Annotated in this window: 25 protein-coding genes; 8 read left to right on the top strand and 17 right to left on the bottom strand. The window is 70.3% G+C overall.

Going from position 1 to position 23,985, the window contains the following annotated elements:
- Positions 1–9: 9 nt before the first annotated feature.
- The 6 genes from folE to dacB all read right to left on the bottom strand — a co-directional run bounded on the left by folE (position 10) and on the right by dacB (position 7,506).
- A complete protein-coding gene (folE, locus tag ACZ7LS_RS16290; protein WP_129770978.1) occupies positions 10–615 on the bottom strand; it encodes a GTP cyclohydrolase I FolE in 606 nt (201 codons plus the stop codon).
- A gap of 110 nt (positions 616–725) precedes the next feature.
- Positions 726–2,750, bottom strand: coding sequence for an ATP-dependent zinc metalloprotease FtsH (ftsH, locus tag ACZ7LS_RS16285; protein ID WP_129770979.1), 2,025 nt, complete (start codon positions 2,748–2,750; stop codon positions 726–728).
- Positions 2,751–2,984: 234 nt separating this feature from the next.
- Positions 2,985–3,545, bottom strand: a complete 561-nt coding sequence (hpt, locus tag ACZ7LS_RS16280) for a hypoxanthine phosphoribosyltransferase (protein ID WP_356515478.1) — start codon at positions 3,543–3,545, stop codon at positions 2,985–2,987.
- Between the two features lie 77 nt (positions 3,546–3,622).
- Entirely contained in the window at positions 3,623–4,651 is a 1,029-nt protein-coding gene (gene tilS, locus ACZ7LS_RS16275; RefSeq protein WP_382670473.1) for a tRNA lysidine(34) synthetase TilS, read from the bottom strand.
- A 187-nt stretch (positions 4,652–4,838) separates the two neighbouring features.
- Positions 4,839–5,969, bottom strand: a complete 1,131-nt coding sequence (locus tag ACZ7LS_RS16270) for a zinc-dependent metalloprotease (protein WP_382874369.1) — start codon at positions 5,967–5,969, stop codon at positions 4,839–4,841.
- Between the two features lie 136 nt (positions 5,970–6,105).
- Positions 6,106–7,506 (bottom strand): D-alanyl-D-alanine carboxypeptidase/D-alanyl-D-alanine endopeptidase, encoded by a 1,401-nt coding sequence (gene dacB / locus ACZ7LS_RS16265; protein ID WP_382520813.1) that lies wholly within the window; start codon positions 7,504–7,506, stop codon positions 6,106–6,108.
- Between the two features lie 177 nt (positions 7,507–7,683).
- On the opposite strand from dacB, the gene ACZ7LS_RS16260 reads away from it, so the two are divergent.
- Both ACZ7LS_RS16260 and ACZ7LS_RS16255 read left to right on the top strand, forming a co-directional pair.
- Positions 7,684–8,178 carry an inorganic diphosphatase gene (locus ACZ7LS_RS16260; RefSeq protein ID WP_003968257.1) on the top strand — a complete coding sequence of 165 codons (495 nt, stop codon included), beginning with the start codon at positions 7,684–7,686 and terminating at the stop codon, positions 8,176–8,178.
- Positions 8,179–8,383: 205 nt separating this feature from the next.
- Complete coding sequence (locus tag ACZ7LS_RS16255) at positions 8,384–10,063, top strand: threonine/serine exporter family protein (protein WP_382520815.1); 1,680 nt, start codon at positions 8,384–8,386, stop codon at positions 10,061–10,063.
- A gap of 15 nt (positions 10,064–10,078) precedes the next feature.
- Here ACZ7LS_RS16255 and ACZ7LS_RS16250 read toward each other — a convergent pair whose 3' ends face one another.
- On the bottom strand, positions 10,079–10,864 hold the full coding sequence (locus tag ACZ7LS_RS16250) for a DedA family protein (protein WP_382520817.1): 786 nt from the start codon (positions 10,862–10,864) through the stop codon (positions 10,079–10,081).
- 291 nt (positions 10,865–11,155) lie between these two features.
- Between ACZ7LS_RS16250 and ACZ7LS_RS16245 the strand changes: the two genes are divergently transcribed.
- Positions 11,156–12,445: an ion channel protein gene (locus ACZ7LS_RS16245; RefSeq protein WP_385134982.1), complete on the top strand. Its 1,290-nt coding sequence runs from the start codon at positions 11,156–11,158 to the stop codon at positions 12,443–12,445.
- Between the two features lie 82 nt (positions 12,446–12,527).
- Complete coding sequence (locus tag ACZ7LS_RS16240; protein WP_382670485.1) at positions 12,528–13,964, top strand: glutamate decarboxylase; 1,437 nt, start codon at positions 12,528–12,530, stop codon at positions 13,962–13,964.
- Between the two features lie 137 nt (positions 13,965–14,101).
- Here ACZ7LS_RS16240 and ACZ7LS_RS16235 read toward each other — a convergent pair whose 3' ends face one another.
- The 5 genes from ACZ7LS_RS16235 to ACZ7LS_RS16215 all read right to left on the bottom strand — a co-directional run bounded on the left by ACZ7LS_RS16235 (position 14,102) and on the right by ACZ7LS_RS16215 (position 19,285).
- On the bottom strand, positions 14,102–14,848 hold the full coding sequence (locus tag ACZ7LS_RS16235; RefSeq protein ID WP_382521119.1) for an ABC transporter permease: 747 nt from the start codon (positions 14,846–14,848) through the stop codon (positions 14,102–14,104).
- 92 nt (positions 14,849–14,940) lie between these two features.
- Positions 14,941–15,939: an ATP-binding cassette domain-containing protein gene (locus ACZ7LS_RS16230; protein WP_385135007.1), complete on the bottom strand. Its 999-nt coding sequence runs from the start codon at positions 15,937–15,939 to the stop codon at positions 14,941–14,943.
- Positions 15,940–16,048: 109 nt separating this feature from the next.
- On the bottom strand, positions 16,049–16,690 hold the full coding sequence (locus tag ACZ7LS_RS16225; RefSeq protein ID WP_385134984.1) for a PadR family transcriptional regulator: 642 nt from the start codon (positions 16,688–16,690) through the stop codon (positions 16,049–16,051).
- A gap of 183 nt (positions 16,691–16,873) precedes the next feature.
- On the bottom strand, positions 16,874–18,340 hold the full coding sequence (locus ACZ7LS_RS16220; RefSeq protein WP_382520824.1) for an aldehyde dehydrogenase family protein: 1,467 nt from the start codon (positions 18,338–18,340) through the stop codon (positions 16,874–16,876).
- A 63-nt stretch (positions 18,341–18,403) separates the two neighbouring features.
- On the bottom strand, positions 18,404–19,285 hold the full coding sequence (locus ACZ7LS_RS16215; RefSeq protein WP_382520826.1) for a helix-turn-helix domain-containing protein: 882 nt from the start codon (positions 19,283–19,285) through the stop codon (positions 18,404–18,406).
- A 316-nt stretch (positions 19,286–19,601) separates the two neighbouring features.
- On the opposite strand from ACZ7LS_RS16215, the gene ACZ7LS_RS16210 reads away from it, so the two are divergent.
- A complete protein-coding gene (locus ACZ7LS_RS16210; protein WP_382520828.1) occupies positions 19,602–20,099 on the top strand; it encodes an ATP-binding protein in 498 nt (165 codons plus the stop codon).
- A 51-nt stretch (positions 20,100–20,150) separates the two neighbouring features.
- Here ACZ7LS_RS16210 and ACZ7LS_RS16205 read toward each other — a convergent pair whose 3' ends face one another.
- The 5 genes from ACZ7LS_RS16205 to rpmG all read right to left on the bottom strand — a co-directional run bounded on the left by ACZ7LS_RS16205 (position 20,151) and on the right by rpmG (position 22,729).
- Positions 20,151–20,393: a DUF397 domain-containing protein gene (locus ACZ7LS_RS16205; protein WP_382520829.1), complete on the bottom strand. Its 243-nt coding sequence runs from the start codon at positions 20,391–20,393 to the stop codon at positions 20,151–20,153.
- 388 nt (positions 20,394–20,781) lie between these two features.
- Positions 20,782–21,024 carry a 30S ribosomal protein S18 gene (gene rpsR, locus ACZ7LS_RS16200; protein WP_382670624.1) on the bottom strand — a complete coding sequence of 81 codons (243 nt, stop codon included), beginning with the start codon at positions 21,022–21,024 and terminating at the stop codon, positions 20,782–20,784.
- Positions 21,025–21,053: 29 nt separating this feature from the next.
- Positions 21,054–22,211 (bottom strand): CobW family GTP-binding protein, encoded by a 1,158-nt coding sequence (locus tag ACZ7LS_RS16195; protein WP_382521125.1) that lies wholly within the window; start codon positions 22,209–22,211, stop codon positions 21,054–21,056.
- Positions 22,212–22,220: 9 nt separating this feature from the next.
- Complete coding sequence (locus tag ACZ7LS_RS16190; protein ID WP_382520831.1) at positions 22,221–22,478, bottom strand: type B 50S ribosomal protein L31; 258 nt, start codon at positions 22,476–22,478, stop codon at positions 22,221–22,223.
- An 86-nt stretch (positions 22,479–22,564) separates the two neighbouring features.
- Positions 22,565–22,729 (bottom strand): 50S ribosomal protein L33, encoded by a 165-nt coding sequence (rpmG, locus tag ACZ7LS_RS16185; protein WP_382520833.1) that lies wholly within the window; start codon positions 22,727–22,729, stop codon positions 22,565–22,567.
- A 52-nt stretch (positions 22,730–22,781) separates the two neighbouring features.
- Between rpmG and rpmB the strand changes: the two genes are divergently transcribed.
- The 3 genes from rpmB to ACZ7LS_RS16170 all read left to right on the top strand — a co-directional run bounded on the left by rpmB (position 22,782) and on the right by ACZ7LS_RS16170 (position 23,960).
- Entirely contained in the window at positions 22,782–23,018 is a 237-nt protein-coding gene (rpmB, locus tag ACZ7LS_RS16180; RefSeq protein WP_356515600.1) for a 50S ribosomal protein L28, read from the top strand.
- The gene (gene rpsN, locus ACZ7LS_RS16175; protein ID WP_382670493.1) at positions 23,018–23,323 is read left to right on the top strand and encodes a 30S ribosomal protein S14; all 306 of its coding nucleotides are present in this window, start codon (positions 23,018–23,020) and stop codon (positions 23,321–23,323) included. The genes rpmB and rpsN overlap by 1 nt, the downstream gene beginning before the upstream one ends.
- Positions 23,324–23,402: 79 nt before the next feature.
- Positions 23,403–23,960, top strand: coding sequence for a hypothetical protein (locus ACZ7LS_RS16170; RefSeq protein ID WP_385134987.1), 558 nt, complete (start codon positions 23,403–23,405; stop codon positions 23,958–23,960).
- Positions 23,961–23,985 lie beyond the last annotated feature (25 nt).

Genomic DNA, 23,985 nt, shown 5'->3' with positions numbered 1-23,985 from the left:
GCCCTTGGGTCAGCGCGCCATTATCAGGCTCATCGCCTCGGCGCGGGTGGCGGGAACCCTCAGCTGGCCGCGGACGGCCGACGTGATCGTCTTGGCACCCGGCTTCCGTACCCCTCGCATGGTCATGCACATGTGCTCGCACTCGACGACCACGATCACCCCGCGCGGATCCAGGATCTCCATCAGTGAATCGGCGATCTGTGTGGTCAGCCGCTCCTGGACCTGCGGCCGGCGGGCGAACACATCCACCAGCCTGGCCAGCTTGGAGAGACCGGTGATCTTCCCGTCCGAGGACGGGATGTAGCCGACATGAGCCACCCCGACAAAGGGGACAAGATGATGTTCACACGAAGACATCACTTCGATGTCCTTCACCAGGACCATCTCGTCGTGGCCGAGATCGAACGTCGTGGTGAGCACCTCTTCCGGCGTCTGCCAGAGCCCCGCGAATATCTCCCTGTACGCCCGCGCCACCCGGCCGGGAGTCGCCCGCAGGCCCTCGCGGTCCGGGTCCTCCCCGACCGCGATCAGCAGCTCGCGCACGGCATTCTCGGCCCGCTTCTCATCGAATTCGCGGATGGGGCTCTCCCCGTCCAGCATCACCGGGTCGGTCATGTGTGCCTCGTTCCTGTGCCGTCCTGTGGGCGGGCAAACGAATGCCGCGCACCCACAGGCTAAAACCTGGGGGGCGCGGCATCCATTCCGGGCCAGGTGAGGCGCCGGGATCAGCTCTCGGGGCGCTCCTCGGGGACCGCCTCGGTGGGCGTCTCGCCGCTCGTCACGGCGGGCATGCCGTTCGAGCCGGAGGCGCCGTTGGTCAGTGCCAGTTCCTTGGGCGAGAGCACCGGCGGCCGCGTCGACGGTGTACGACGCGAGGAGCCGGTCCATGCCGGACGGGACGGGCGCTTCACGATGGTGGAGAAGATCTCGGCGATCTGTTCCTTGTTCAGCGTCTCCTTCTCCAGGAGGGCCAGGACCAGATTGTCGAGCACATCGCGGTTCTCGACGAGAATCTCCCACGCCTCGTTGTGCGCGGTCTCGATGAGCTTCTTGACCTCTTCGTCGACCAGCGCCGCGACCTCTTCCGAGTAATCGCGCTGGTGCGCCATCTCCCGGCCGAGGAACGGTTCGGTGTTGTCGCCGCCGAACTTGATCGCGCCGAGCCGCTCGGTCATGCCGTACTGCGTGACCATCGCCCGAGCCGTGGCCGTGGCCTTCTCGATGTCGTTGGCCGCGCCGGTCGTCGGGTCGTGGAAGACGAGTTCCTCGGCCGCGCGCCCGCCCATCATGTAGGCGAGCTGGTCCAGCATCTCGTTGCGCGTGGTCGAGTACTTGTCCTCGTCGGGCAGGACCATGGTGTAACCCAGGGCCCGGCCGCGCGACAGGATCGTGATCTTGTGCACCGGGTCGGAGTTCGGAGACGCCGCAGCGACCAGGGCGTGACCGCCCTCGTGGTACGCGGTGATCTTCTTTTCCTTCTCGGACATGATCCGGGTCCGCTTCTGCGGGCCCGCCACGACGCGGTCGATCGCCTCGTCCAGGGAGTGGTTGTCGACCAGCTTCTTGTCGCTGCGCGCCGTCAGGAGCGCCGCTTCGTTCAGCACGTTCGCCAGATCCGCGCCGGTGAAGCCGGGCGTACGACGGGCGACAGCACCCAGATCGACGTCCGGGGCGACCGGCTTGCCCTTCTGGTGGACCTTCAGGATCTCCAGCCGGCCCTGCATGTCCGGGCGGTCGACGGCGATCTGCCGGTCGAAGCGCCCCGGGCGCAGCAGCGCGGGGTCGAGGATGTCGGGCCGGTTCGTGGCGGCGATCAGGATGACGCCGCCCTTCACGTCGAAGCCGTCCATCTCCACGAGCAGCTGGTTCAGCGTCTGCTCGCGCTCGTCGTGGCCTCCGCCGAGGCCCGCGCCGCGGTGCCGGCCGACGGCGTCGATCTCGTCGACGAAGACAATCGCCGGGGCGTTCGCCTTGGCCTGCTCGAAGAGGTCACGCACGCGCGAGGCGCCGACGCCGACGAACATCTCGACGAAGTCGGACCCGGAGATCGAGTAGAAGGGCACTCCTGCCTCACCCGCGACGGCGCGGGCGAGCAGCGTCTTGCCCGTACCGGGCGGGCCGTAGAGCAGCACACCCTTCGGGATCTTGGCCCCGACGGCCTGGAACTTCGCCGGCTCCTGGAGGAACTCCTTGATCTCGTGGAGCTCCTCGACCGCCTCGTCGGACCCCGCCACGTCGGCGAAGGTCGTCTTCGGGGTGTCCTTGGTGATCAGCTTGGCCTTGGACTTCCCGAACTGCATGACACGGGAGCCGCCGCCCTGCATCTGATTCATCAGGAACAGGAAGACCACGACGATCAGGACAAAGGGGAGCAGCGAGAGCAGCACCGAGACGAACGGGCTCTGCTTCGACGGCGAGACCGTATAGCCCTTGGTGATGTCGCCGTTCTGGAACTTGGTCTGGAGCGTCTTGGCCAGCGTCGCGCCCTGGCTGCCGATATAGCTCGCCTGGATCTTGTCGCTGCCATTGATCTTCTGGCCGTTCTTGAGATCGACCTTGATGATCTGTTCGTCGCCGGTGGTCAGTCTGACCTGCTCGGCCTGGTTCTTGTCGATCGCCTGGACGACCTCACCGGTGTCCACCGTCTTGTAGCCGCCCGACGAGCCGACGACCTGCATCAACACGACCACGGCGAGGACGGCCAGCACGATCCACATGACCGGCCCACGGAAGTATCGCTTCACGTCCATCCATACGGAGCGAAGTCGCCCCGTCCCTCCTGCCCGTAGGTAAATGCTGCTGTGAGAAAAGACTGTTCTTCGGACGGTACCCCAGCATTGTGGCCCGCGACCGCACGGGACGGGTGACAAACCCGTCCTCCCATGCTCCAACGGCGCGAGGGGGTCTGGGGTTCCCGGTCGCGGCGAAGCCTTTCCGTGGAACTTCGCCGCTCTTCGGAGCGCTCAGCTGCGCCGAGGTGCGCTCTAACCGCCGTACACATGCGGAGCGAGCGTCCCGACGAAAGGCATGTTGCGGTACTTTTCCGAGTAATCCAGGCCATATCCCACGACAAACTCATTGGGAATGTCGAAGCCGATCCATTTGACGTCGATCGCGACCTTTGCGGCATCCGGCTTACGGAGCAGGGTGCAGACTTCGAGCGAGGCCGGCTCCCGCGAACCGAGGTTGGAGAGCAGCCACGACAGGGTCAGACCCGAGTCGATGATGTCCTCGACGATCAGTACGTGCTTGCCCTTGATGTCGGTGTCCAGGTCCTTGAGGATCCGGACCACGCCGGAGGACTGCGTACCCGCCCCGTACGAGGAGACGGCCATCCAGTCCATCGTCACGGGGGTGGACAGCGCCCGCGCCAGATCCGCCATGACCATGACGGCGCCCTTGAGGACTCCGACGAGAAGCAGGTCCTTGCCCGCGTACTCCGCGTCGATCTTCGCGGCCAGATCGGCCAGCTTCGCGTCGATCTCTTCCTTGGTAATGAGCACCGACTGGAGGTCGTTGCCCATGTCCTTGTCGTCCACCCGCATCACTTTCGTCGTCGGCCGGGGGTCCGGGGCCAAGGCACTGGCGGCCCGGGAGACACAGCCGTAAGTGCATCAGCGCTTCAGCCCTGCCGGATGACCAGTCTGCCACCCTGCCTCCGGGCCTCCACGCGGCCGGGCAGGTTGATGGCTCCCTGGCCGCGCCAGCCGGTGATCAGGCGGTCGACCTCTTCGATGTGACGGGCGAACAGCGAACCCGCGGGGGCGCCCGCGGCGATGACCGCGCGGCGCAGTACGCGGCGGCGGACGGCGGCCGGGAGGACGTACAGCTTGGCGCACTGCAGTTGTCCCGATTCGTCCCGTACGGACTCCTCGACGGTGGCCGCCCAGGTGTCCAGGGCGTCGGCGTCGTCGCGGGAGAGCTGTGCCGTACGCGCCAGGGCCTCGACGACGCCCTTGCCGAGCGCCTTCTCCAGGGCCGGCAGTCCTTCGTGGCGCAGTCGTGAACGGGTGTACGCGGGGTCGGTGTTGTGCGGGTCGTCCCAGACGGGGATGGACTGGACGAGGCAGGCCTTGCGGGCGGTCTGCCGGTCGAGCTGGAGGAAGGGGCGCCGGTAGCGGCCGGCCGCCCCGGAGACGGCGGCCATCCCGGACAGCGAGCGGGTGCCGGAGCCGCGGGCGAGCCCGAGGAGCACGGTCTCGGCCTGGTCGTCGCGGGTGTGGCCGAGCAGGACGGCGGCGGCGCGGTGGCGCTCCGCGGCGGCGTCGAGCGCGGCGTAGCGTGCGTCGCGCGCGGCCGCCTCGGGACCGCCTTCCCGGCCGACGGTCACGGCGACGGATTCGACGGGGTCGAGGCGCATGGCGCGGAGTCGGGTGACGACTTCGGCGGCGCGGAGGGCGGAGCCGGCCTGGAGTCCGTGGTCGACGGTGACGGCTCCGGCGCGGACGGAAAGTTTGGGGGCCTCGAAGGCGACGGCGGAGGCGAGCGCCATGGAGTCGGCGCCGCCGGAGCAGGCGACGAGCACGAGCGGCTGCTCGCCGAGGGGGACGTGCGGGGCGGCGGAATGATTCTCCGCCCGGTCGGTGAGGACGTCGTGGAGTACGCGGCGGACCGCCAGGCGTATCGCCGCGACCGCAGGATGGGGACCCATATCCGGTGCCCTTCGTGATGTTATTTGGGGGGTGCCTCGGTCGGAGTAAGGACGGAGAGCGTCACTCAGAGTGCGTCGATGGTGACAGAACCGAGCCATTACCCGAGCATTGCACGCCTATCCCTCACCCACGGTCCCTCGGATGGGTGATACCTGAGGCGTACTTCTGCCGTGAGCCGCGCCCGGCTCAGGAGTCCGCCCCGCGGTGCACCCGTGCGATCCAGTCCGCCGGTTTAGCGATCTCCGCCTTGGTCGGGAGGGTGTTCGGCGAGGTCCAGACCCGGTTGAAGCCGTCCATGCCGGTCTCCTCGACCACGGCCCGTACGAACCGTTCCCCGTCCCGGTACTGGCGCAGCTTGGCATCGAGGCCGAGCAGTTTGCGCAGTGCCTGGTCGAGGCGGCCGGCGCCGCGGGCCCTGCGCTGCTGGAACTTCTCGCGGATCTCGGCGACCGAGGGCACGACGGCCGGTCCCACGCCGTCCATCACATAGTCGGCGTGGCCTTCGAGCAGGGACATCACGGCGGTGAGCCGGCCGAGGATCTCGCGCTGTCCGGGGGTCTGCACCAGCTCGACGATGCTGCGGCCGTCCTCGTCCTCCTCGCCCTCCGGGCGCCCGCCCGCGAGGGTCTGCGCGGCTTCGCGGAGCCGTTCGAGAAGGGTCATCGGGTCGACCTCGGTCTGGTCGAGGAATGACTGGATCTCGCCCTGGAGGTGGTCGCGCAGCCACGGCACACCGGTGAACTGGGTGCGGTGGGTCTCCTCGTGGAGGGCGACCCAGAGCCTGAAGTCGTGGGGTTCCACGTCCAGTTCGCGTTCGACGTGGACGATGTTGGGGGCCACGAGCAGCAGCCGGCCGCCGCCGTCCGCGGAGGCGGGGAGATCGCGGGTGGCGGGGGCGAACGTCTCGTACTGGCCGAGGACGCGGGACGACATGAACGACAGGAGCATGCCCAGCTCCACGCCGGTCACCTTGCCGCCGACCGCGCCGAGCACGGCGCCGCCGGGACCACCGGGGCGGCGGTCCTGCATCTTCGACAGGAGGGGCTTGAGCAGCTCGCGGAACCCGGCGACGTTCGCCTTGACCCAGCCCGCCCGGTCCACGACCAGGACGGGGGTGTCGGGCGGCTCGTGGCCGTCGGGGACCATCCGCGTGTACGCGCGGACGTGCTCCTCCGAGGACTTCGCGTGCCGCCGCAGCTCGGCGACGATCTCTCGCGCCTCGTCGCGGGTCACTTCCGGTCCCGGCCGCACGAGGCGGGTCGCGGTCGCCACCGCGAGATTCCAGTCGACCATCTGGGCACCACCGATGCTCGTCATGCGTCAACCGTACGTGCTCGGCCCGGGGAGCGGTGGGGTGTGGGTGGCCCGGTTCTTCCCCTAGCGGGCCCTTAGGGGGCGCGGCGGACCCTCAGGGACCCGCAGGGGCGGGCCCGCGGAGCCTGGCGGGCGCTCGTTACGGGACGAGCGCCGCGGAGAGCCGGTCCAGGGCCTTCTGGGCGGTGCCGGGCGCGGGGGTGGAGCCCGCCATGAAGGCGAAGGCCAGCAGCCGGCCCCGGGCGTCGACGACCGTGCCCGCCAGGGCGTTCACCCCGGTGAGCGTGCCTGTCTTGGCGCGGATGAGTCCGGCGGCGGGTCCGGCGTCCGCGTACCGGCCGCGGAGGGTGCCGTTGAATCCGGCGACCGGCAGCCCCGTGAGCACGGGGCGCAGCTCGGGGCGGGCGGGGTCGGCCGCGCGGGCCAGCAGCGCGGTGAGCAGGGCGGCGCTGATCCTGCCCTGGCGGTTCAGGCCGCTGCCGTCGGCGAAGCGGGCACCGGTGACGGGCAGTCCGAGCTTCTTCAGCTCGGCGCCGACGGCCCGGCCCGCGCCCTCGAAGCTGGCGGGCTCGCGGGCCGCGATGGCGGTCTGCCGGGCCAGCGACTCGGCGATGTCGTTGTCGCTCTCGGTCAGCGCGCGTTCGACGAGGTCGGAGAGCGGACGGGAGTAGGTCCTGGCGACGGTCTTCGAGCCCTTGGGCGACGTGCCGGGCTCGGGCGCGGCCGAGGTGCGGATGCCGCGTTCGCGCAGCAGTCCGGCGAAGAGGCGGGCGGCGTCACCCGCCGGGTTGCCGCTGCGGGGAGCCGGTCCGCTGCGGGACGTGTCCAGCCGGCCCTGATCGGCCATCAGGGCGACGACGGGGGCGATGTTGTCGTTGGGGCCGATCGGGTGTTCGCGGCGGCCGGAGTAGAGGGAGGTGTCGTAGCGGAATTCGACCTTGGTGACGCCCCGGTCGCGCAGCGCGCGGGCGGTGTCGTCGGCGAGGGCGCGCAGTCCTGCCCGGCCGAGGGTGGCGTCGCCGCCGCCGACCAGGGTGATCCTCCGGCCGTCCGCGGTGGAGGTGACCGTGGTGGCGATGCGGTGGTCGGGGCCGAGGGCGGAGAGCGCGGCGGCCATCGTCGCGATCTTGACCGTGGAGGCCGGGGTCATCGGGGTGCCGGCCGCCCTCCCGTAAAGCGGTCGGCCGGTGGTGACGTCGATGACGGACGCCGACCGGGACTTGCCGAGCGCGGGGTCGTCGAGGAGCGGTCCGAGCTTCTTCCTGAGATCCACGGACGCGGTTCCGGCATTCGGGGGCGCGGCGCCGGGCGCGGAGAGCTCGGGGAGCACGCCGGCGGCGCTGGGGGCGGGCGCGGGTGTGCGGGGGGCGGACGGGCCGTGATGTGCGCCACCCGTACGGCTCTGCGCGACCGCCCAGTCCCGCTCGGCCCTACGCTGACCGGAGTCCCAGGGGCCGGCCGCGGCCACCGCCGCGGCGGCGAGCGCCATGCCGACCACGACGGAACCCGCCGTGAGCTGCCACACTTTCGGCTCAAGCATGGTTGACCAGCCCCTTTCGCGATCACACTGCTGCGTGGGGGACACTTAATCACTGCGCCTTGCGACGAGCATGGCACCCCGGCCAGCAGTGGGCTCTCCGTCCGCTCCCGGACGGGGGGTCTCCTGCGTGAAGACGCAGCACCACTGACAAATGTGTTGATCATGGAGGAGCCACCCGTGGAGTTCGACGTCACCATCGAGATCCCTAAGGGTTCGCGGAACAAGTACGAGGTGGACCACGAGACCGGTCGGATCCGTCTTGACCGTCGTCTCTTCACCTCGACCAGCTACCCCGCGGACTACGGATTCGTCGAGAACACCCTCGGCGAGGACGGCGACCCGCTGGACGCGCTGGTCATCCTGGACGAGCCGACCTTCCCAGGCTGCCTCATCAAGTGCCGTGCCATCGGCATGTTCCGGATGACGGACGAGGCCGGCGGGGACGACAAGCTGCTGTGCGTCCCGGCGTCCGACCCCCGGGTGGAGCACCTGCGCGACATCCATCACGTCTCGGAGTTCGACCGCCTGGAGATCCAGCACTTCTTCGAGGTCTACAAGGACCTGGAGCCCGGCAAGTCCGTCGAGGGCGCCGACTGGGTCGGCCGCGCCGAGGCCGAGGCCGAGATCGAGGCCTCGTACAAGCGGCTTGAGGCCCAGGGCGGCGCGCACTGACCAGGCGCTGAACCGCGCACCGGCCGCGCGCCCGCGCGTGTGACCGGCCGGCCGCCGGGCGGCCGAGAGGCGGATGACGGGCGGCGTACCCCCCGAGGGGTGCGCCGCCCGTCCGCGTGTGTGGTTGCCCATGTCCATGCCCATACTGGGCAGACGTGTGGCTGCGCGGCGCCGAGATCCGGCCCCAGGAACGAGGGAGCAGAGGGTGGTGGCGGAGTCGGACGGTCCCGAGGACCGGAAGCCTCAGACGGACGAGGCGCACAGCGCCTTCACTCCACCGTCCGGGATGGAGCAGCCGCCGCTTCCCGAGGACGACCATCCGACATCGGAGTTCGCGCTTCCCGAGGGGCTGAGCACGGAGCAGCAGGCCGAGCCGGAGGGCTCGGCCTTCGATCTGCCGGGCGGTACGCCGGCCGGCGTGGCCGGCGGCCGGCAGTCGTCCCCCGCGTACACGCCCGCCCGGGGCGTCCCGGTGGTCCGGCTGAACAAGGAAGCGCCCTGGCAGGACCGGATGCGCACCCTGCTGCGGATGCCGTCCGGCGAGCGCCCCGTACCGGAGAGGGTCCAGCGCCACGACGACCAGGGGCCCGCCGTGCCCCGGGTGCTCGACCTGACGCTCCGTATCGGTGAGCTGCTGCTGGCCGGCGGCGAGGGCGCCGAGGACGTCGAGGCCGCCATGTTCGCGGTCAGCCGCGCGTACGGCCTCGACCGCTGCGAGCCGACCGTCACCTTCACCCTGCTGTCCATCTCCCATCAGCCGTCGCTCGTGGACGACCCGGTGACGGCCAGCAGGACCGTACGCAGACGGGGCACCGACTACACCCGGCTGTCCGCCGTCTACACGCTCATCGACGACATCACCACCGAGGACACGGACGTCACGCTGGAGGAGGCGTACCGGCGGCTCGCGGAGATCCGCCGCAACCGGCACCCGTACCCCGGCTGGGCGCTGACCGTGTCGAGCGGGCTGCTGGCCGGGGCGGCGTCCGTGCTGGTCGGTGGTGGCGTGGTGGTGTTCGCGGCGGCGGCGCTCGGCGCGATGCTCGGTGACCGGCTGGCCTGGTTGTGCGCCGGGCGCGGGCTGCCGGAGTTCTATCAGTTCGTGGTGGCCGCGATGCCGCCCGCCGCGATGGGGGTGGCGCTGACGCTGCTGGGCCCGCTCGTGTCGTGGGAGGGCCGGCCGTCGGCGGTGATCACCGGTGGTCTCTTCGCGCTGCTGCCGGGGCGGGCGCTGGTGGCCGGGGTGCAGGACGGGCTGACGGGCTATTACATCACCGCCGCCGCACGGCTCCTGGAAGTCATGTACTTCTTCATCGCGATCGTCGTCGGGGTGCTGCTCGTGCTCTATCTGGGCGTTCAGCTGCACGCGCAGCTGACGCCGGAGGCGGCGCTGCACAGTGACGTACGGCCGGTGGCCCAGACGCTCGCGGCGGTGACGCTGAGCTTCGCCTTCGCGATCCTGCTCCAGCAGGACCGCTCGACCGTCCTGATGGTCTCGCTCAACGGCGGTGTGGCCTGGATCGTCTACGCGGCGATGCATGACGTGGGCGGTATCTCGCCGGTGGCCGCGACGGCGGTCGCCGCCGGTCTCGTGGGGCTGTTCGGGCAGCTCTTCTCGCGCTACCAGTTCGCTTCCGCGCTGCCCTACATCACGGCGGCGATCGGACCGCTGCTGCCCGGCTCGGCGACCTACTTCGGGCTGCTGGGCTTCGCGCAGAACGAGCCGGCCCGCGGGCTGACCTCGCTGTCCCAGGCGGTGGCACTGGCGCTGGCGATCGCCGTCGGGGTGAACCTCGGCGGGGAGATCGCCCGGCTGTTCCTCACGGTGCCGGGGGCGGGCCGGGCGTCGAGCCGCCGCGCGGCCAAGCGGACGCGCGGCTTCTGACGGGTCGGGGGCGGGTCAGCGCTTGGCGTGACGGCCGCGGCCACCGCTGCCGGGGCCAGGGCCGGGGGCGCCCGGCGCACCCGGGGCGCCGGGGGGCGTCATGGGGGCGCGCCCGTCCGTCGCGGCCGTACCCGGGCCGACCAGACCGTCGTCGACCGCGGGCTGCCGCGCGGCGGCCTTCTTGGACTTGGACCGCGCCCGCAGGAACTCGATCACGATCGGCAGCACCGAGAGCACCACGATGCCGATCAGGATCATCTCGATGTTCTTGGTCACGAACTCGATCTTGCCGAGCGCGGCTCCCAGCAGCGTGACGCCCGCGCCCCACAGCGTGCCGCCGACGACGTTGTACGTGATGAACGAGCGGTAGTTCATCCGGCTCACACCGGCGATGATCGGCGTGAACGTACGGACGACGGGCACGAAGCGCGCGAGGACCAGCGACTTGGGTCCGTACTTCTCGAAGAACTCGTGCGCCTTCTCGACGTTCTCCTGCTTGAAGAACTTGGAGTCCGGACGCTTGAACAGCGCGGGCCCCACCTTCCGGCCGAAGAGATAGCCGACCTGGTCACCGATGATCGCGGCGATCACGATCAGCAGGCAGACCAGCCAGAGCGGGGTCTTGAGGGTGCCGGCCGTCACCAGCAGGCCGGTGGTGAAGAGCAGCGAGTCGCCCGGCAGGAAGAAGCCGATGAGAAGGCCGGACTCGGCGAAGACGATGACCAGAACACCGATCAGCCCGAAGGTCCCGATCAGATAATCCGGATCCAGCCAGCTGGGTCCGAGTGCAAGGGTGGTCACGGGTTCCGGACTCCTGTGTCATTAGTCGGTCGATCGTCGATTCGGCGTATTCGGCCGCGCACAAGCTATCAACGCCTACCGTCCCTTCCAGGTTCCACCCGGGCCCTTACGGGCACACCCCGGATCCGGCCGGGGTCCCACACCGGACGCAGCCGGTGCAGACCCACCCAAAGCAGCGTGCCCGCCGGGCGCCACCGTGCCCCGGGCCCTGTCCGTCCGGCGCGACCGCCCCACAGGAGGCGTGAGCGGGGAGCGGGAAGCGAGGGCATTACGGACGGTTACGGTGAGCGCGTGGCCCATGACACTCCGTCCACCTCCCCCTCCTCCCCCTCACCCTCACCCTCGGCCCGCACGCTGCTGCCGCTGGTCGCTCCCTCCCTCCTGATCGGCGCCGCCTCGGCGCTCGTGCTGCTGGGCGTGAGCGAGGTCGCGGATCAGCTGAAGGACGTGCTGTGGGGGACGCTCCCCGACGCGCTCGGGGCCGGCCGCTACTCCACGCTCTGGATGATCGTGATGCTCACGGCCACGGGGCTCGCGGTGGGGATCGTCGTACGGCAGGTACACGGACACGCCGGGCCGGACCCGGCCACCACCGGGCTGGTCGATAAGCCGCTGCGCCCCGGGGTGGTGCCGGGGCTGCTGGTGGTCGCGGTGCTGGCGCTGGCCGGCGGGGTGAGCCTCGGCCCGGAGAATCCGGTCACCGCCGCCAATGTCGCGCTCACCTACTGGCTCGGCCGCAAGGCGGCGCCCGGCGCCCCGGCGGCGCTCTGGTTCTCCCTCGCCGCCGCGGGCACGATCGGGGCGCTGTTCGGTACGCCCGTGGCGGCGGCCCTGGTCCTGAGCGAGACGCTCGCCGCGCGGCCGGGCCCCGGCTCGCTCTGGGACAAGCTGTTCGGTCCGCTGATCGCGGCCGGCGCGGGCGCGCTCGTCACCGCCCTGATCGCCCACCCGGCCTTCGACCTCGCCCTGCCCCCGTACACCGGCACCCACTGGAGCGATCTGCTGGCGGCGCTCGTGATCGCTCCGCTCGCGGCGGCGCTGGGGCTGGCGGCCTGCTACGCGTTCCCGTACGTCCACGCCGCTTTCCGGCGTCTCGGCCACCCCGTCCTGGCGGTCACCGCCGGCGGGCTGGTGCTCGGTCTGCTGGGGGCGCTCGGCGGGCCGCTGACGCTGTTCAAGGGACTGGACGAGGTGAAGACACTGGCCGCCGACCCGGAGGGCTGGTCGGCGGGCGCGTTCGCGTTGATGACGGTGGTGAAGCTGGCCGCGCTGCTCACCGCCGCCGCCTGCGGCTTCCGGGGCGGGCGGATCTTCCCCGCCGTCTTCGTCGGGACCGCGCTGGGCCTCTGCGCCCACGCGCTGGTCCCGGCCGTACAGCCCGGCCTGGGAGTGGTCTGCGGAGTCCTCGGCGTCCTGCTCGCCATCACCCGGCAGGGCTGGCTCAGCCTCTTCACCGCGGCGGTCCTGGTCGCCGACCCCGATGTGCTGGCGCTGCTCTGCGTCGCCGCCCTGCCCGCCTGGCTGGTGGTCACCGGCCGGCCGTGGATGCAACTGCGCGAGGACGGCACGGCCCTGCGATGACCCCCCGGACCCGGCGGGCGGTTCACCCCTTTCGTCCGTATTCTCGCGAGGGGAACCGTACCCATCCCGAGGAGATCCGCCGATGCCACTCCACCGAGGCGCGGACCGGGCAGCCGGAATGCCCCCGAGCGAACGCGACGAGCTGAGCAGACTGTCGATCAACCCCTTTTACGGGGAGGCCGATCCGACCAGCGAGATGACCTCGGCGCCGCCCATGCACCGGCTTCCCGACGGCCCGACCCCGCCGGACACGGCGTACCAGCTGGTCCATGACGAGCTGATGCTCGACGGCAACTCGCGGCTCAATCTCGCCACCTTCGTCACCACCTGGATGGAGCCGCAGGCCACGGCGCTGATGACGGAGTGCCGGGACAAGAACATGATCGACAAGGATGAGTACCCGCGCACCGCCGAGCTGGAGCGGCGCTGCGTGGCGATGCTCGCCGACCTCTGGAACGCACCGGATCCGGCGACGACCGTCGGCTGCTCGACGACGGGATCGAGCGAGGCCTGCATGCTGGCCGGGATGGCGCTCAAGCGCCGCTGGGCCGCGCGCAATACCGCACGCTACCCGGCGACGGCCAGGCCCAATCTCGTCATGGGCGTCAACGTGCAGGTCTGCTGGGACAAGTTCTGCAATTTCTGGGAGGTCGAGGCGCGGCAGGTGCCCATGGAGGGCGACCGCTTCCATCTCGACCCCCAGGCCGCCGCCGAGCTCTGCGACGAGAACACCATCGGGGTCGTCGCCGTCCTGGGCTCCACCTTCGACGGCTCGTACGAACCCGTCGCCGAGCTGTGCGCGGCGCTGGACGCGCTCCAGGAGCGTACGGGGCTCGACATCCCCGTCCATGTCGACGGGGCGTCGGGGGCCATGGTGGCGCCCTTCCTCGACGAGGACCTGGTCTGGGACTTCCGGCTGCCGCGCGTCTCCTCCATCAACACCTCCGGGCACAAGTACGGGCTGGTCTACCCGGGCGTCGGGTGGGCGCTGTGGCGCTCGCCCGCCGAGCTGCCCGAGGGACTGGTCTTCCGCGTCAACTACCTGGGCGGTGACATGCCCACGTTCGCGCTGAACTTCTCCCGGCCGGGCGCGCAGGTCGTCGCGCAGTACTACACCTTCCTGCGGCTGGGCAGGGACGGCTACCGCGCCGTCCAGCAGACCGCGCGGGACATCGCCGGGAAGCTGGCCGGGCGGATCGAGGAGCTGGGCGACTTCCGGCTGCTCACGCGCGGGAACGAACTGCCCGTGTTCGCCTTCACCACCGCTCCCGGTGTGACGGCCTTCGACGTCTTCGACGTCTCGCGCCGGCTGCGCGAGCGCGGCTGGCTCGTGCCGGCGTACACCTTCCCCGCCCATCGCGAGGACCTGTCCGTGCTGCGGGTGGTCTGCCGCAACGGCTTCTCGGCCGACCTGGCGGCGCTGCTGGTGGCCGATCTGAAGCGGGTACTGCCCGAACTGCGCGGCCAGGACCGCCCGTTGGGCCGGGACAGGTCCACGGCGACGGCCTTCCACCACTGACCGCCCGGGGCCTGCCCCGCCCGGCCCTGTCCGACCCCCGGACCCCGGACCCCGCCCGCGGAGAGTGGCTCCGTGGGCGGGGGCCGGGGGCGGGGGCCGGGGCGGGGCCGGCCTCGTACCGGCCGTACGCGTCCGGATCAGCGGCTGAGCCTCCCGAACCGCCGTACCGCCAGCGGGAAGAAGAGCGCGAGCAGTGCCACCGGCCAGAGGACCGCCAGGGTCCCCGCGTGCTCCGCCGCCCAGGAGCCGCCCGCCGCGGCCGGGTTGCCGAACAGGTCCCGTACCGCCGTCGCCGTCGCCGACATCGGGTTCCACTCCACGACCGCGCCCAGCCAGCCCGGCATGGACTCCGGTGTCGCGAACGCGTTGGAGAGGAAGCCGATCGGCCAGACCAGGATCTGCACCGCCTGCACCATCTCGGGACGGCCCGCCACCATCGCCAGCTGGATCCCGAGCCAGAGCATCGCGAACCGGAACAGCAGCAGCAGTCCGAGAGCGCCGAGGAAGGACGCGGTGCCCGCGTGCCAGCGCCAGCCGATGGCGTAGCCGACGCCGGTCATCACGAGCAGGCTGACCGCCGACTGGAGCATGTCCGCCACGCTCCGGCCCACCAGGACCGCCGACGACGCCATGGGCATCGAACGGAAACGGTCCACCACCCCCTTGTTCAGGTCCTGGGTGACGGCGAGCATCGTGGACTCCAGGCCGAAGGCCATGGTCAGGGCGAGCATGCCCGGTACGAGGAACTCGACGTACTCCCCCTCGATCCCCCGGCCGCCGCCGATCAGGTAGCCGAACATCAGCAGGAGCATCACCGGGAAGACCAGTCCGACGACGACCTGGACCGGCTGCCGTGCCCAGCGGGCGAGTTCACGCCTGGTCATGGTCCAGGAGTCGGCGAGGGCCCAGCCGAGCCCGCCGCCTCCGGTGGCCGTGTCCGGATCCGCGGACCCCGATGCCGTGGCGTTCACCGTCGTCACGCCGTCACCTCCTGTCGCTCCTGAGGGGCGTCCCCGTCCCTCTCCCCGCGCTCGGCGTCGTCCTTGCCCGTGAGATGGAGGAAGACCTCGTCCAGCGTCGGCCGGCGCAGCGCGATGTCCGCCGCCTCGATCCCCTGCGCGTGCAGGGCGCGTACGGTCTCGGTCAGCGCCGCCATCCGGTCCGCCACGGGCGCGCTGAGCAGCCGCCGGTCCACGTCCGTACTGACGGCGTGCGTACCCGTCGCGCGCGCCAGCGCCCGTGCGCCGTCCGCGAGCCGGTCCGCGTCGCGCAGGACGACATCGATGCGGTCGCCGCCGGTCCGCGCCTTCAGTTCGTCCGCCGTGCCCTCCGCGATGACCCGTCCGCTGTCCACCACCGAGATACGGTCGGCCAGTTGGTCGGCCTCCTCCAGATACTGCGTGGTCAGCAGTACGGTCGTACCGCCGCCGACCAGCGAGCGCACCGCGCTCCACACCTCCGCCCGGCCGCGCGGGTCGAGTCCGGTCGTCGGCTCGTCCAGGAACAGCACCTCCGGGTCGGTGATCAGAGAGGCCGCGAGGTCGAGCCGGCGCCGCATGCCGCCGCTGTACTGCTTGACGGCCTTGCGGCCGGTGTCCGTCAGGCCGAACCGCTCCAGCAGCTCACCGGCCCGCTGCCCGGCGCGCCGGGCGCCGAGGTGGTAGAGCCGTCCGAACATCTCCAGGTTCTGCCGGCCGCTCAGGTCCTCGTCGAGGGCCGCGTGCTGTCCCAGTAGCCCGATTCTGCGCCGCACTTCGCGCGCGTGGGTCCGCACATCGAGCCCGGCCACCCGCACCAGCCCCTCGTCGGCCCGCAGCAGCGTGGTCAGGATGCGTACGGCCGTGGTCTTGCCCGCGCCGTTCGGTCCGAGCACGCCGTGCACCGTGCCGCGTTCCACCCTCAGATCGAACCCGTCGAGGGCCCGCTTCTCGCCGTATCGCTTTCGTGCGCCCGCCACCACGATCACGTCGGTCACATCGGCCACATCGGCCACGTCGGTCAATGTCTTCGCCTCCCACCCAGGTAATCAAACTTGACTACCGAGCCGGAAGAGTAACCCTGGCCCTTCGATTAGTCAAACTTGATTAGTGTTGATCCCCGTCATCGGGGACACCCGTCGCGTACGGGTTCTCCTGGCCCTCGGCGAGCACCCCCACGAACGGCTCGCCCTCACCGGCGAAGGTGTACGCGCCGCCCTCGATGCGCTTGATCAGCCCCCGCGTCCACTCCGCGCCCGAGTCCGCCGAGTGCACCCACAGGTTCATGATCTCGCCGATGTGCCCGAGCTGTTCCGGGCCCTCCTCGGGCACGTAGTGCTCGGTCACCGCGGCCCGCCACGCCTCGATCCCGGCCACGCGCTCCTTGAGCAGCTCGATGACCTCGGCGCGCGGCAGATCGACGATGGCGCCGATCCCCGCCGACAGCACGTCCATCTTCTGGTCGTAGGTGGTCAGCGCCTCGCGCAGCAGCCGCAGATACTCCTCGCGGCCCGCGTCCGTCAGCTCGTACTCGGTACGCGGCGGCCCGCCCGCCGTGCTCGGCGCGACCTCGTGGGCCAGCAGGACGCCGTGCTTCGCCATCTGCTTGAGCGCGTGATAGATCGACCCGGGCTTGGCGTTGGACCACTCGTGGGCGCCCCAGTACTCCAGGTCGTTGCGTACCTGATAGCCATGGGCCCGGCCGTGCTGGCGGACCGCGCAGAGCACGAGCAAACGGATCGCTGACATAGCTCCAGGTTATGACCCCGGAGCGGGGCACCCCCGCCGGGCCCGCGACCGTACGACCGCACGACCGTGCGACGCGTCAACGTCGGCGCGGCGTCGGCGTCGGCGTCGGCGTCGGCGTCGGCGTCGGCGTCGGCGTCGGCGTCGGCGTCGGCGTCGGCGTCGGCGTCGGCGTCGGCGTCGGCGTCAGAAGGGGAACGCGGTCCGGCCGTGCTGCACCGAGATCCACTTCTGCGTCGTGAACGCCTCCACCGTCGCGTCGCCGTTGAGCCGGCCGAGCCCCGAGGACTTCTCCCCGCCGAAGGCCACCAGCGGCTCGTCCTGCACGGTCGAGTCATTGACATGCATCATGCCCGTGACGATCCGCTTGGCGAACGCGACGCCACGCTCGATATTCGAGGTGTGCACGGCCCCGCTCAGCCCGTACGGGGTGTTGTTGGCGAGCCGTACCGCCTCATCCTCCCCGTCGAACGGGACCAGCAGCACCACGGGTCCGAAGATCTCCTGGCGCATCAGCGGGGAGTCCTCGTCCAGGCCCGCCAGCACCGTCGGCTCCACGAGATTGCCGCGCGTACGCCCCCGTACGAGCGCGGTCGCCCCCTCCGCCAGCGCCTGGTCCACCACCGCCGCCAGGGCGTCCGCCTGGAAGGTGTTGATGACCGGACCGATCTGGGTCTCGGGGTCGCGCGGGTCGCCCGTCCTGAGCGACGCCACCTTCGCCACGAACTTCTCGGTGAACCGCTTCTCGACGGCGCGGTCCACGAGGATCCGGTTGGCGGCCACACAGACCTGGCCCTGGTAGATGAAGCGGCTGGCGACCGCCGCGTCCACCGCGTAGTCGAGCCCCGCCTCGTCGAGATCGTCGAGGACGACCAGCGCGCTGTTACCGCTCAGTTCGAGTATCGCCCGCTTGAAGTTGCCGCCCGCCACCGCTCCGACATGACGGCCGACCCGGTCCGAGCCGGCGAACGAGATCACCTTCGGCACGGGGTGCTCGATGAGCGCGTCCCCGACCTCCGCGATGTCCGTCACCACGACGTTGAGCAGACCGGCCGGCAGCTCCGCGTCCTCGAAGAGCTTGGCGATGAGCCCGCCGCCGACGATGGGCGCGTTCTGGTTGGGCTTGATCACGACGGCGTTGCCGAGCGCCAGCGCGGGCGCCACCGACTTGATCGTGACCAGGAAGGGGAAGTTGAAGGGGGTGATCACACCGATGACACCGACCGGCAGCCGGTAGACGCGGTTCTCCTTGCCGTCAACCGGGGACGGCAGAATCCGGCCTTCGGGCCGCAGCGACAGCTGTATGGCATCGCGCAGGAACTCCTGCGCCGCACCGACCTCGTGCTCCGCCTTGAGCCGCGTACCGCCCAGCTCGTCGATGATCGCCTCGATGATGTCGTCCCTGCGCTCCTCGACCAGCCTGAGGACACGCTCGAAGACCCGGCGACGGGTGTACGGACTGGTCGCGGCCCAGTCGCGCTGCGCGCGTTCGGCGGCGCGGTACGCCTCGTCGATCTCCTGGACCGTGGCGATCGTGATGGCCGCGAGCTTCTCCCCGTTGTACGGATTGAAGTCGATGATGTCCCACGAGCCGCTGCCGGTCCGCCACTCGCCGTCGATGTACTGGTGGGCCAGGTCGGTGAAGTAGGACATGCGATCCCTTACTGCAGGTGCTGCAGGTGCAAACTCCTGATATGAGGTCATCGTACTGATGTCTCAGATCAGTTGGAGCAGTCCGCGCAGGACATCTCGGCTCTCTTCCGGTCCCGGGCTGTCCTGCTGTAGTCGGCCCATCACTCGTTCGTACTGGGCGACCTCCTCGCGCTTGTCCAGATACAGCGCGCTGGTCAGCTGCTCCAGGAAGACGACATCGGAGAGATCCGACTCGGGGAAGCTCAGCATGGTGAAGGCGCCGCTCTCGCCGGCGTGGCCGCCGAAGCTGAAGGGCATCACCTGGAGCGTGATGTTCGGCTGCTCCGAGATCTCGATCAGATGTCTCAGCTGTCCCTGCATCACGGAGCGCTCGCCGTACGGACGGCGCAGCGCCGCCTCGTCGAGGATGGCGTGAAAACGCGGCGCGCGTTCGGAGACGAGGACCTTCTGCCGCTCCAGCCGGAGCGCGACGCGGCGCTCCACCTCGGCGCAGGGCGCGTCGGGCTGGCCACGGGTGACGACGGCGTGCGCGTACGCCTCGGTCTGCAACAGACCGTGCACGAACTGCACTTCATAGATACGGATCAGTGAGGCGGCACCTTCGAGACCGATATATGTCTGGAACCAGCCGGGCAGCACGTCGCCGAAGCTGTGCCACCACCCCGCGACATTGGCCTCCCGGGCGAGGCCGAGAAGGGCAGCGCGCTCGCCCTCGTCGGCGACCCCGTAGAGGGTCAACAGGTCCTCGATGTCTCTGGCCTTGAAGCTCACCCGTCCCAACTCCATACGGCTGATCTTGGACTCGGATGCGCGGATCGAGTAGCCGGCGGCCTCACGAGTGATGCCGCGCGTCTCGCGCAGCCGCCTCAGTTGTGAGCCCAGCAGGATGCGCCGCACCACGGAACCGCCCGATTCGGCTGCGGTCACGTCTCCAACCCTCCCCATCACATGTGGATCTCCCCGGAGCACCCCCGAACTCCAAGTGCCGGATTCTGCCATCAAAACGCTTCAGCCCGTACTCATTCGATTACGGAAATAAGAAGGCTTTGCGGAGAGGGTAAAACTGGTCACGAGGAGAAATAGGCCGGAACCGTCACGGGAGGGGTGAAGTCCGGCGCGTGCACGTGCATCTGCCCTTGCATCTGCCGTACGCATTCGGAACCATGGTCCCCGCGCACCTGCGTGCTCGTTCGTGATTGACGTGTTGTGACGCTGGACCACCGCAGTATCGCTACGGCCGCGAATCCCGGGAGTGCCTCGCATGGGGACGAATGGATCGACCATGCTCGAGCCGTTAAGGCAGGGGCTTCCCCCCATCGATCCCTCGGCGGCCGCGGGCTCGGTTTCGTGTGCTCTGCCCGCCCGCTACGAAGCGGTGCGCGGGGCCAGGCAGTTCACCAGGAACACGCTGTCCCAGTGGGAGCTGAACGACCGCTTCGACGATGTCGCGCTGGTCGTCTCCGAACTCGTCACCAACGCGCTGCGGCACGCCCTGCCCGCCGACACCCCGCGGGATCCCCAGGACGCTTCCGTACGGCTGCATCTGATGCGGTGGTCGTCGCGACTGGTGTGCGCGGTGCGGGATCCGAGCCACGCGAGCCCGGAGGCACGGAAGACCGAGGAGGACTGCGCGGCGGAGTCCGGCCGGGGGCTGTTCCTGGTCGAGTCGTTCAGCGACACCTGGGGCTGGCATCCGCTGGCGGGGTCGCTGCACGGCAAGGTGGTCTGGGCGCTGTTCCAGCTGCGGGTGGCCGACTGACGGCGGACGGGATCGACCGGCTGAGCCGCACGCTCGGCCGCCCGCCGTCGGTCAACCGCTCGCCGTCAGATGGTCGAATTCCCCGTCTTTGACGCCCAGCAGCATGGCCTCGATCTCGGCGATCGTGTAGACCAGCGCGGGCCCGTCGGGGTGGCGTGAGTTCCGTACCGCCACCTCGCCGCCGGGCAGCTTGGCGAACTCCACGCAGGATCCCTGGGAGTTGCTGTGCCTGCTCTTCTGCCAGACGACTCCGTGAAGCTCTGTGGCCGTAATGCCGTTGAACACGTGGTGCACAGGTCGCTCCCCGAGTTGCAAGGTGCAGTCGTCAACTTTCTCGGATCATAGCTGTGTTTCATGTGCCGCTGCATGAGCAAATGCACGTGCACGCGGGGTGTTCCCTTGGTTACAGGCCCGCCCCCCGGCATCCGATCGCCCGCTCTGTGTAGTGAGACGCGCTGAAGGGCTCCGCGGATCCCTCGGCGGGTGGAATGGTGGCGGAATAGTGACCGTGTACCCGGTGAGGACAAGAAGACTCCCCGCGCGGTCCGGGCGCGGGGAGTCTCGGTACGTCGGCCGCACGGCGGCGGTGCGGCCCCGTACGACCGCGGTTGAACTGGCGGCCGCCCGACAGCGGTTGAACTGGCGGCCGCCCGACAGCGGTTGGACAGCGCCGCCCGGCGCGTCAGTGTGGCGTCGAGCGGTACGGCAGGAGCGCCATCTCCCGGGCGTTCTTGATCGCGCGCGTCAGCTGCCGCTGCTGCTGGGCGCTGACCCGCGTCACGCGGCGGCTGCGGATCTTGCCGCGGTCCGAGATGAACTTCCGCAGCAGGGCGGTGTCCTTGTAGTCGACATAGGTGATGCCCGCGGTGTCCAGCGGATTGGGACGGGGCGCGGGCGGCTTGCGGTCCCCACGACGGGTGGACATCGGACGGGTGGACATCGGACGGGTGGACATCAGACCTCCAGGAGGTTGTCGAAGGCGGGCGGAAGGCGCTTCCAGGCGGCGCGGCCCGCGGTGTACTCGGCATCGGTCAGCAGACAGGAGTCCAGCAGCTGTTCGATGCCCTCCCGGTCGAGGCCGGGCGAGGTGAAGACCAGATGCTGGCAGCGGTCGCCGTGCAGCGGATGCCAGTCCAGCGAGGCGGCGGCCCGGCGCGGCGGCGGAACGGTCTCCCAGGCGGCGTCGGGCAGCGCCGCCAGCCAGGGCCCCACGCTCTCCACACAGAGCGCGCCGCCGGCCGCGTCCCAGTGCAGCAGCGTGTCGGGACGGTCGGCGAGCCAGAACCGGCCGCGGCTGCGGGCGGCGGCGCAGGTCAGATCCTCCAGCGCCTGGTAGAGCCGCTCCGGGTGGAAGGGGCGCGCGCGGTGCCAGACGTACGTACCGACCCCGCACTCGTCCGCCTCCTGCGGCAGCAGCGCACAGGCCGGGTGCTGGCGGGCCGCGGCGGCCTCGACATCGAAGCCGCCGAACGCGGCCTCGGCCAGTTCCCCGGCCGACGCGCCCTCGCCGTCGACGCGTACCTGCCGTGCCGTCGGGTGCAGTTGGGCGAGCAGCGCGCGGTCCTCGTCGTCCGCGAGCGGGCTGTCCACGACGGCGAGCACCGGCGCGTACTCCAGCTGCCGCGCCCAGGTATCGGCGATCGTCCGCTGGTCGGAGGCGGCGGCCGCGAGCCCGGCGTCGGCCAGATCGTCGCCGTTGCCGAGATACGGCAGCAGCAGCGCCGGGTCGACCGCCGTCAGCACGGAGCTGACGACGAGACGCTCGCCGTGCGCGGCGATGACCTCGGCCATGGCCCGGGGCTCGACCGAGTCCCACAGCTCGACGATCGCGAGCCGGGTCAGGCCGCCGTCCGCGAGCCGGGTCAGCTCGGGTACGAGATCCTCCCGCAGGGCGCAGCAGGCGCAGTCGTTGACCAGCGGTGCCTCGCCCGTGGAGACCAGTTCGGTGGCGTCGCGGACGGTGCGTATGACCGTGCCGCGGGTGGCCGTCGACAGGTCGTGATGGAGCGCGACACTGCCGGGCACGGTGGCGAGAAGCCGTCGTACGGCTGCCTCGCGGGCGTCGGAGTGCAGCCCGCAGACGATCGCGACAGGGAGTCTGTTGTCGTCGATGGGTCCCACCTAGCGGGCCTCGGGGCGGCGGCCGTAGCGGCGCTCGAAGCGCTCCACGCGGCCAGCGGTGTCGAGGACGCGCGCGGTACCCGTATAGAAGGGGTGGCTCGCCGAGGAGATCTCGACATCGATGACGGGGTACGTCCGGCCGTCCTCCCAGACCACCGTCTTCTCGGCGGTCGCGGTGGAGCGGGTGAGGAAGGCGTACCCGGCGGCCTTGTCGCGGAAGACGACGGGCTGGTACGCGGGGTGGATTCCGGGCTTCATATCGGCCTCTTCGTTCTCTGCTTCGTTCTCTGCTTCGGTCTTCTCTTCGCGCTCGTCATGCTTCTTCGCCCGGCTGTCGTCGCCGGTCAGCGTTCTTCGCGGAAGTCGGTGTGCCGGCGGACGAGCGGGTCGTACTTGCGCAACGTCAGGCGGTCGGGGTCGTTCCGGCGGTTCTTGCGGGTGACGTACGTGTAGCCGGTCCCCGCGGTGGAGCGGAGCTTGATGATCGGGCGCAGTTCGTTACGTGCCATGGGGCTAGTATATGGAAATGGTTTCCATTTCCAAAGAGAAGGATGTGTGACCTTGTCCGCGCACTGCCAGCTGACCGGGGCCAAGCCCGGCTTCGGCAACCAGATCTCCCACTCGCACCGGCGCACCTCCCGCCGCTTCGACCCCAACATCCAGCGGAAGCGCTACTGGCTGCCCAGCGAGGGCAGGAATGTCCGGCTCACCCTCAGCGCGAAGGCGATCAAGACCATCGACTCCATCGGTATCGAGGCCGCCGTCGCCCGGATCCGCGCCCGCGGGGTGAACGTCTGATGGCGAAGAAGAGCAAGATCGTCCGCAATGAGCGGCGCAAGGAAATCGTGGCGCGGTACGCCGCGCGCCGCGCCGAGTTGAAGGAGATCATCCGGCGCCCCGGCACAACCGACGGGGAACGGCTGGCCGCGCGTGAGGAATTGCGACGTCAGCCGCGCGACGCGAGCGCCACGCGGGTGCGGAACCGCGACAGCGTGGACGGCCGGCCGCGCGGCCATCTCAGGAAGTTCGGCCTCTCCAGGGTGCGGATGCGTGAGCAGGCGCACGCCGGATTCCTGCCGGGTGTGCGTAAGTCGTCCTGGTAGTTTTGCGCGGTCCGGCCGGCGGCAGGATCCGGTCGACGGACTCCAGGCTCCAGGCTCCAGGCTCCAGGGGGACTTGAACGTGCGGAAGATCGTGCAGAGCGGCGCGGCCGCGGCCGGGCTCGTGGTGACACTCGCACTCGCGCTCACGGGCTGCGGCGGTGACGGCGGCGACTCGGCCAAGGACGGGGGCGGCGCCGCGGCGCCGAGCGCGACCGGCGGCGAGAGTTCCGGTGCGACCGCGGACTCCGGTGCGACCGCGGACTCCGGCTCGGGCGCGGACTCCGGCTCCGGCTCGGACACGGACAGGGACACGGACACGGCGAGCGTCGAGGGCACGTGGGCCGGGCTGAGCGACGGCAAGACCGTCGCCCTGTCGGTCAAGTCCGGCAAGGTCGCCCTGGTCGCGGACCGGCATGTCTGCCAGGGCGCGGTGGAGGACATGGGAGAGCCGATGTTCTCCCTCACGTGCGTCGACGGCAACACCGACCGCACGATGGGGACGATCGAGTCGAACGACGGCAAGACCCTGGTGATCTCCTGGGGCAAGGGCGTGAAGGACACGTTGGCGAAGGCCGGGGACGACAAGCTGCCGGAGGGAATGCCGAGCGATCTGCCGACGGACCCGCCGACGTCGTGAGCCGTCGTGATGCGGTCGTGAAGCG

The organism is Streptomyces sp. NPDC039430 (assembly GCF_055639435.1).
This window is presented reverse-complemented; position numbering and strand designations above follow the sequence as displayed.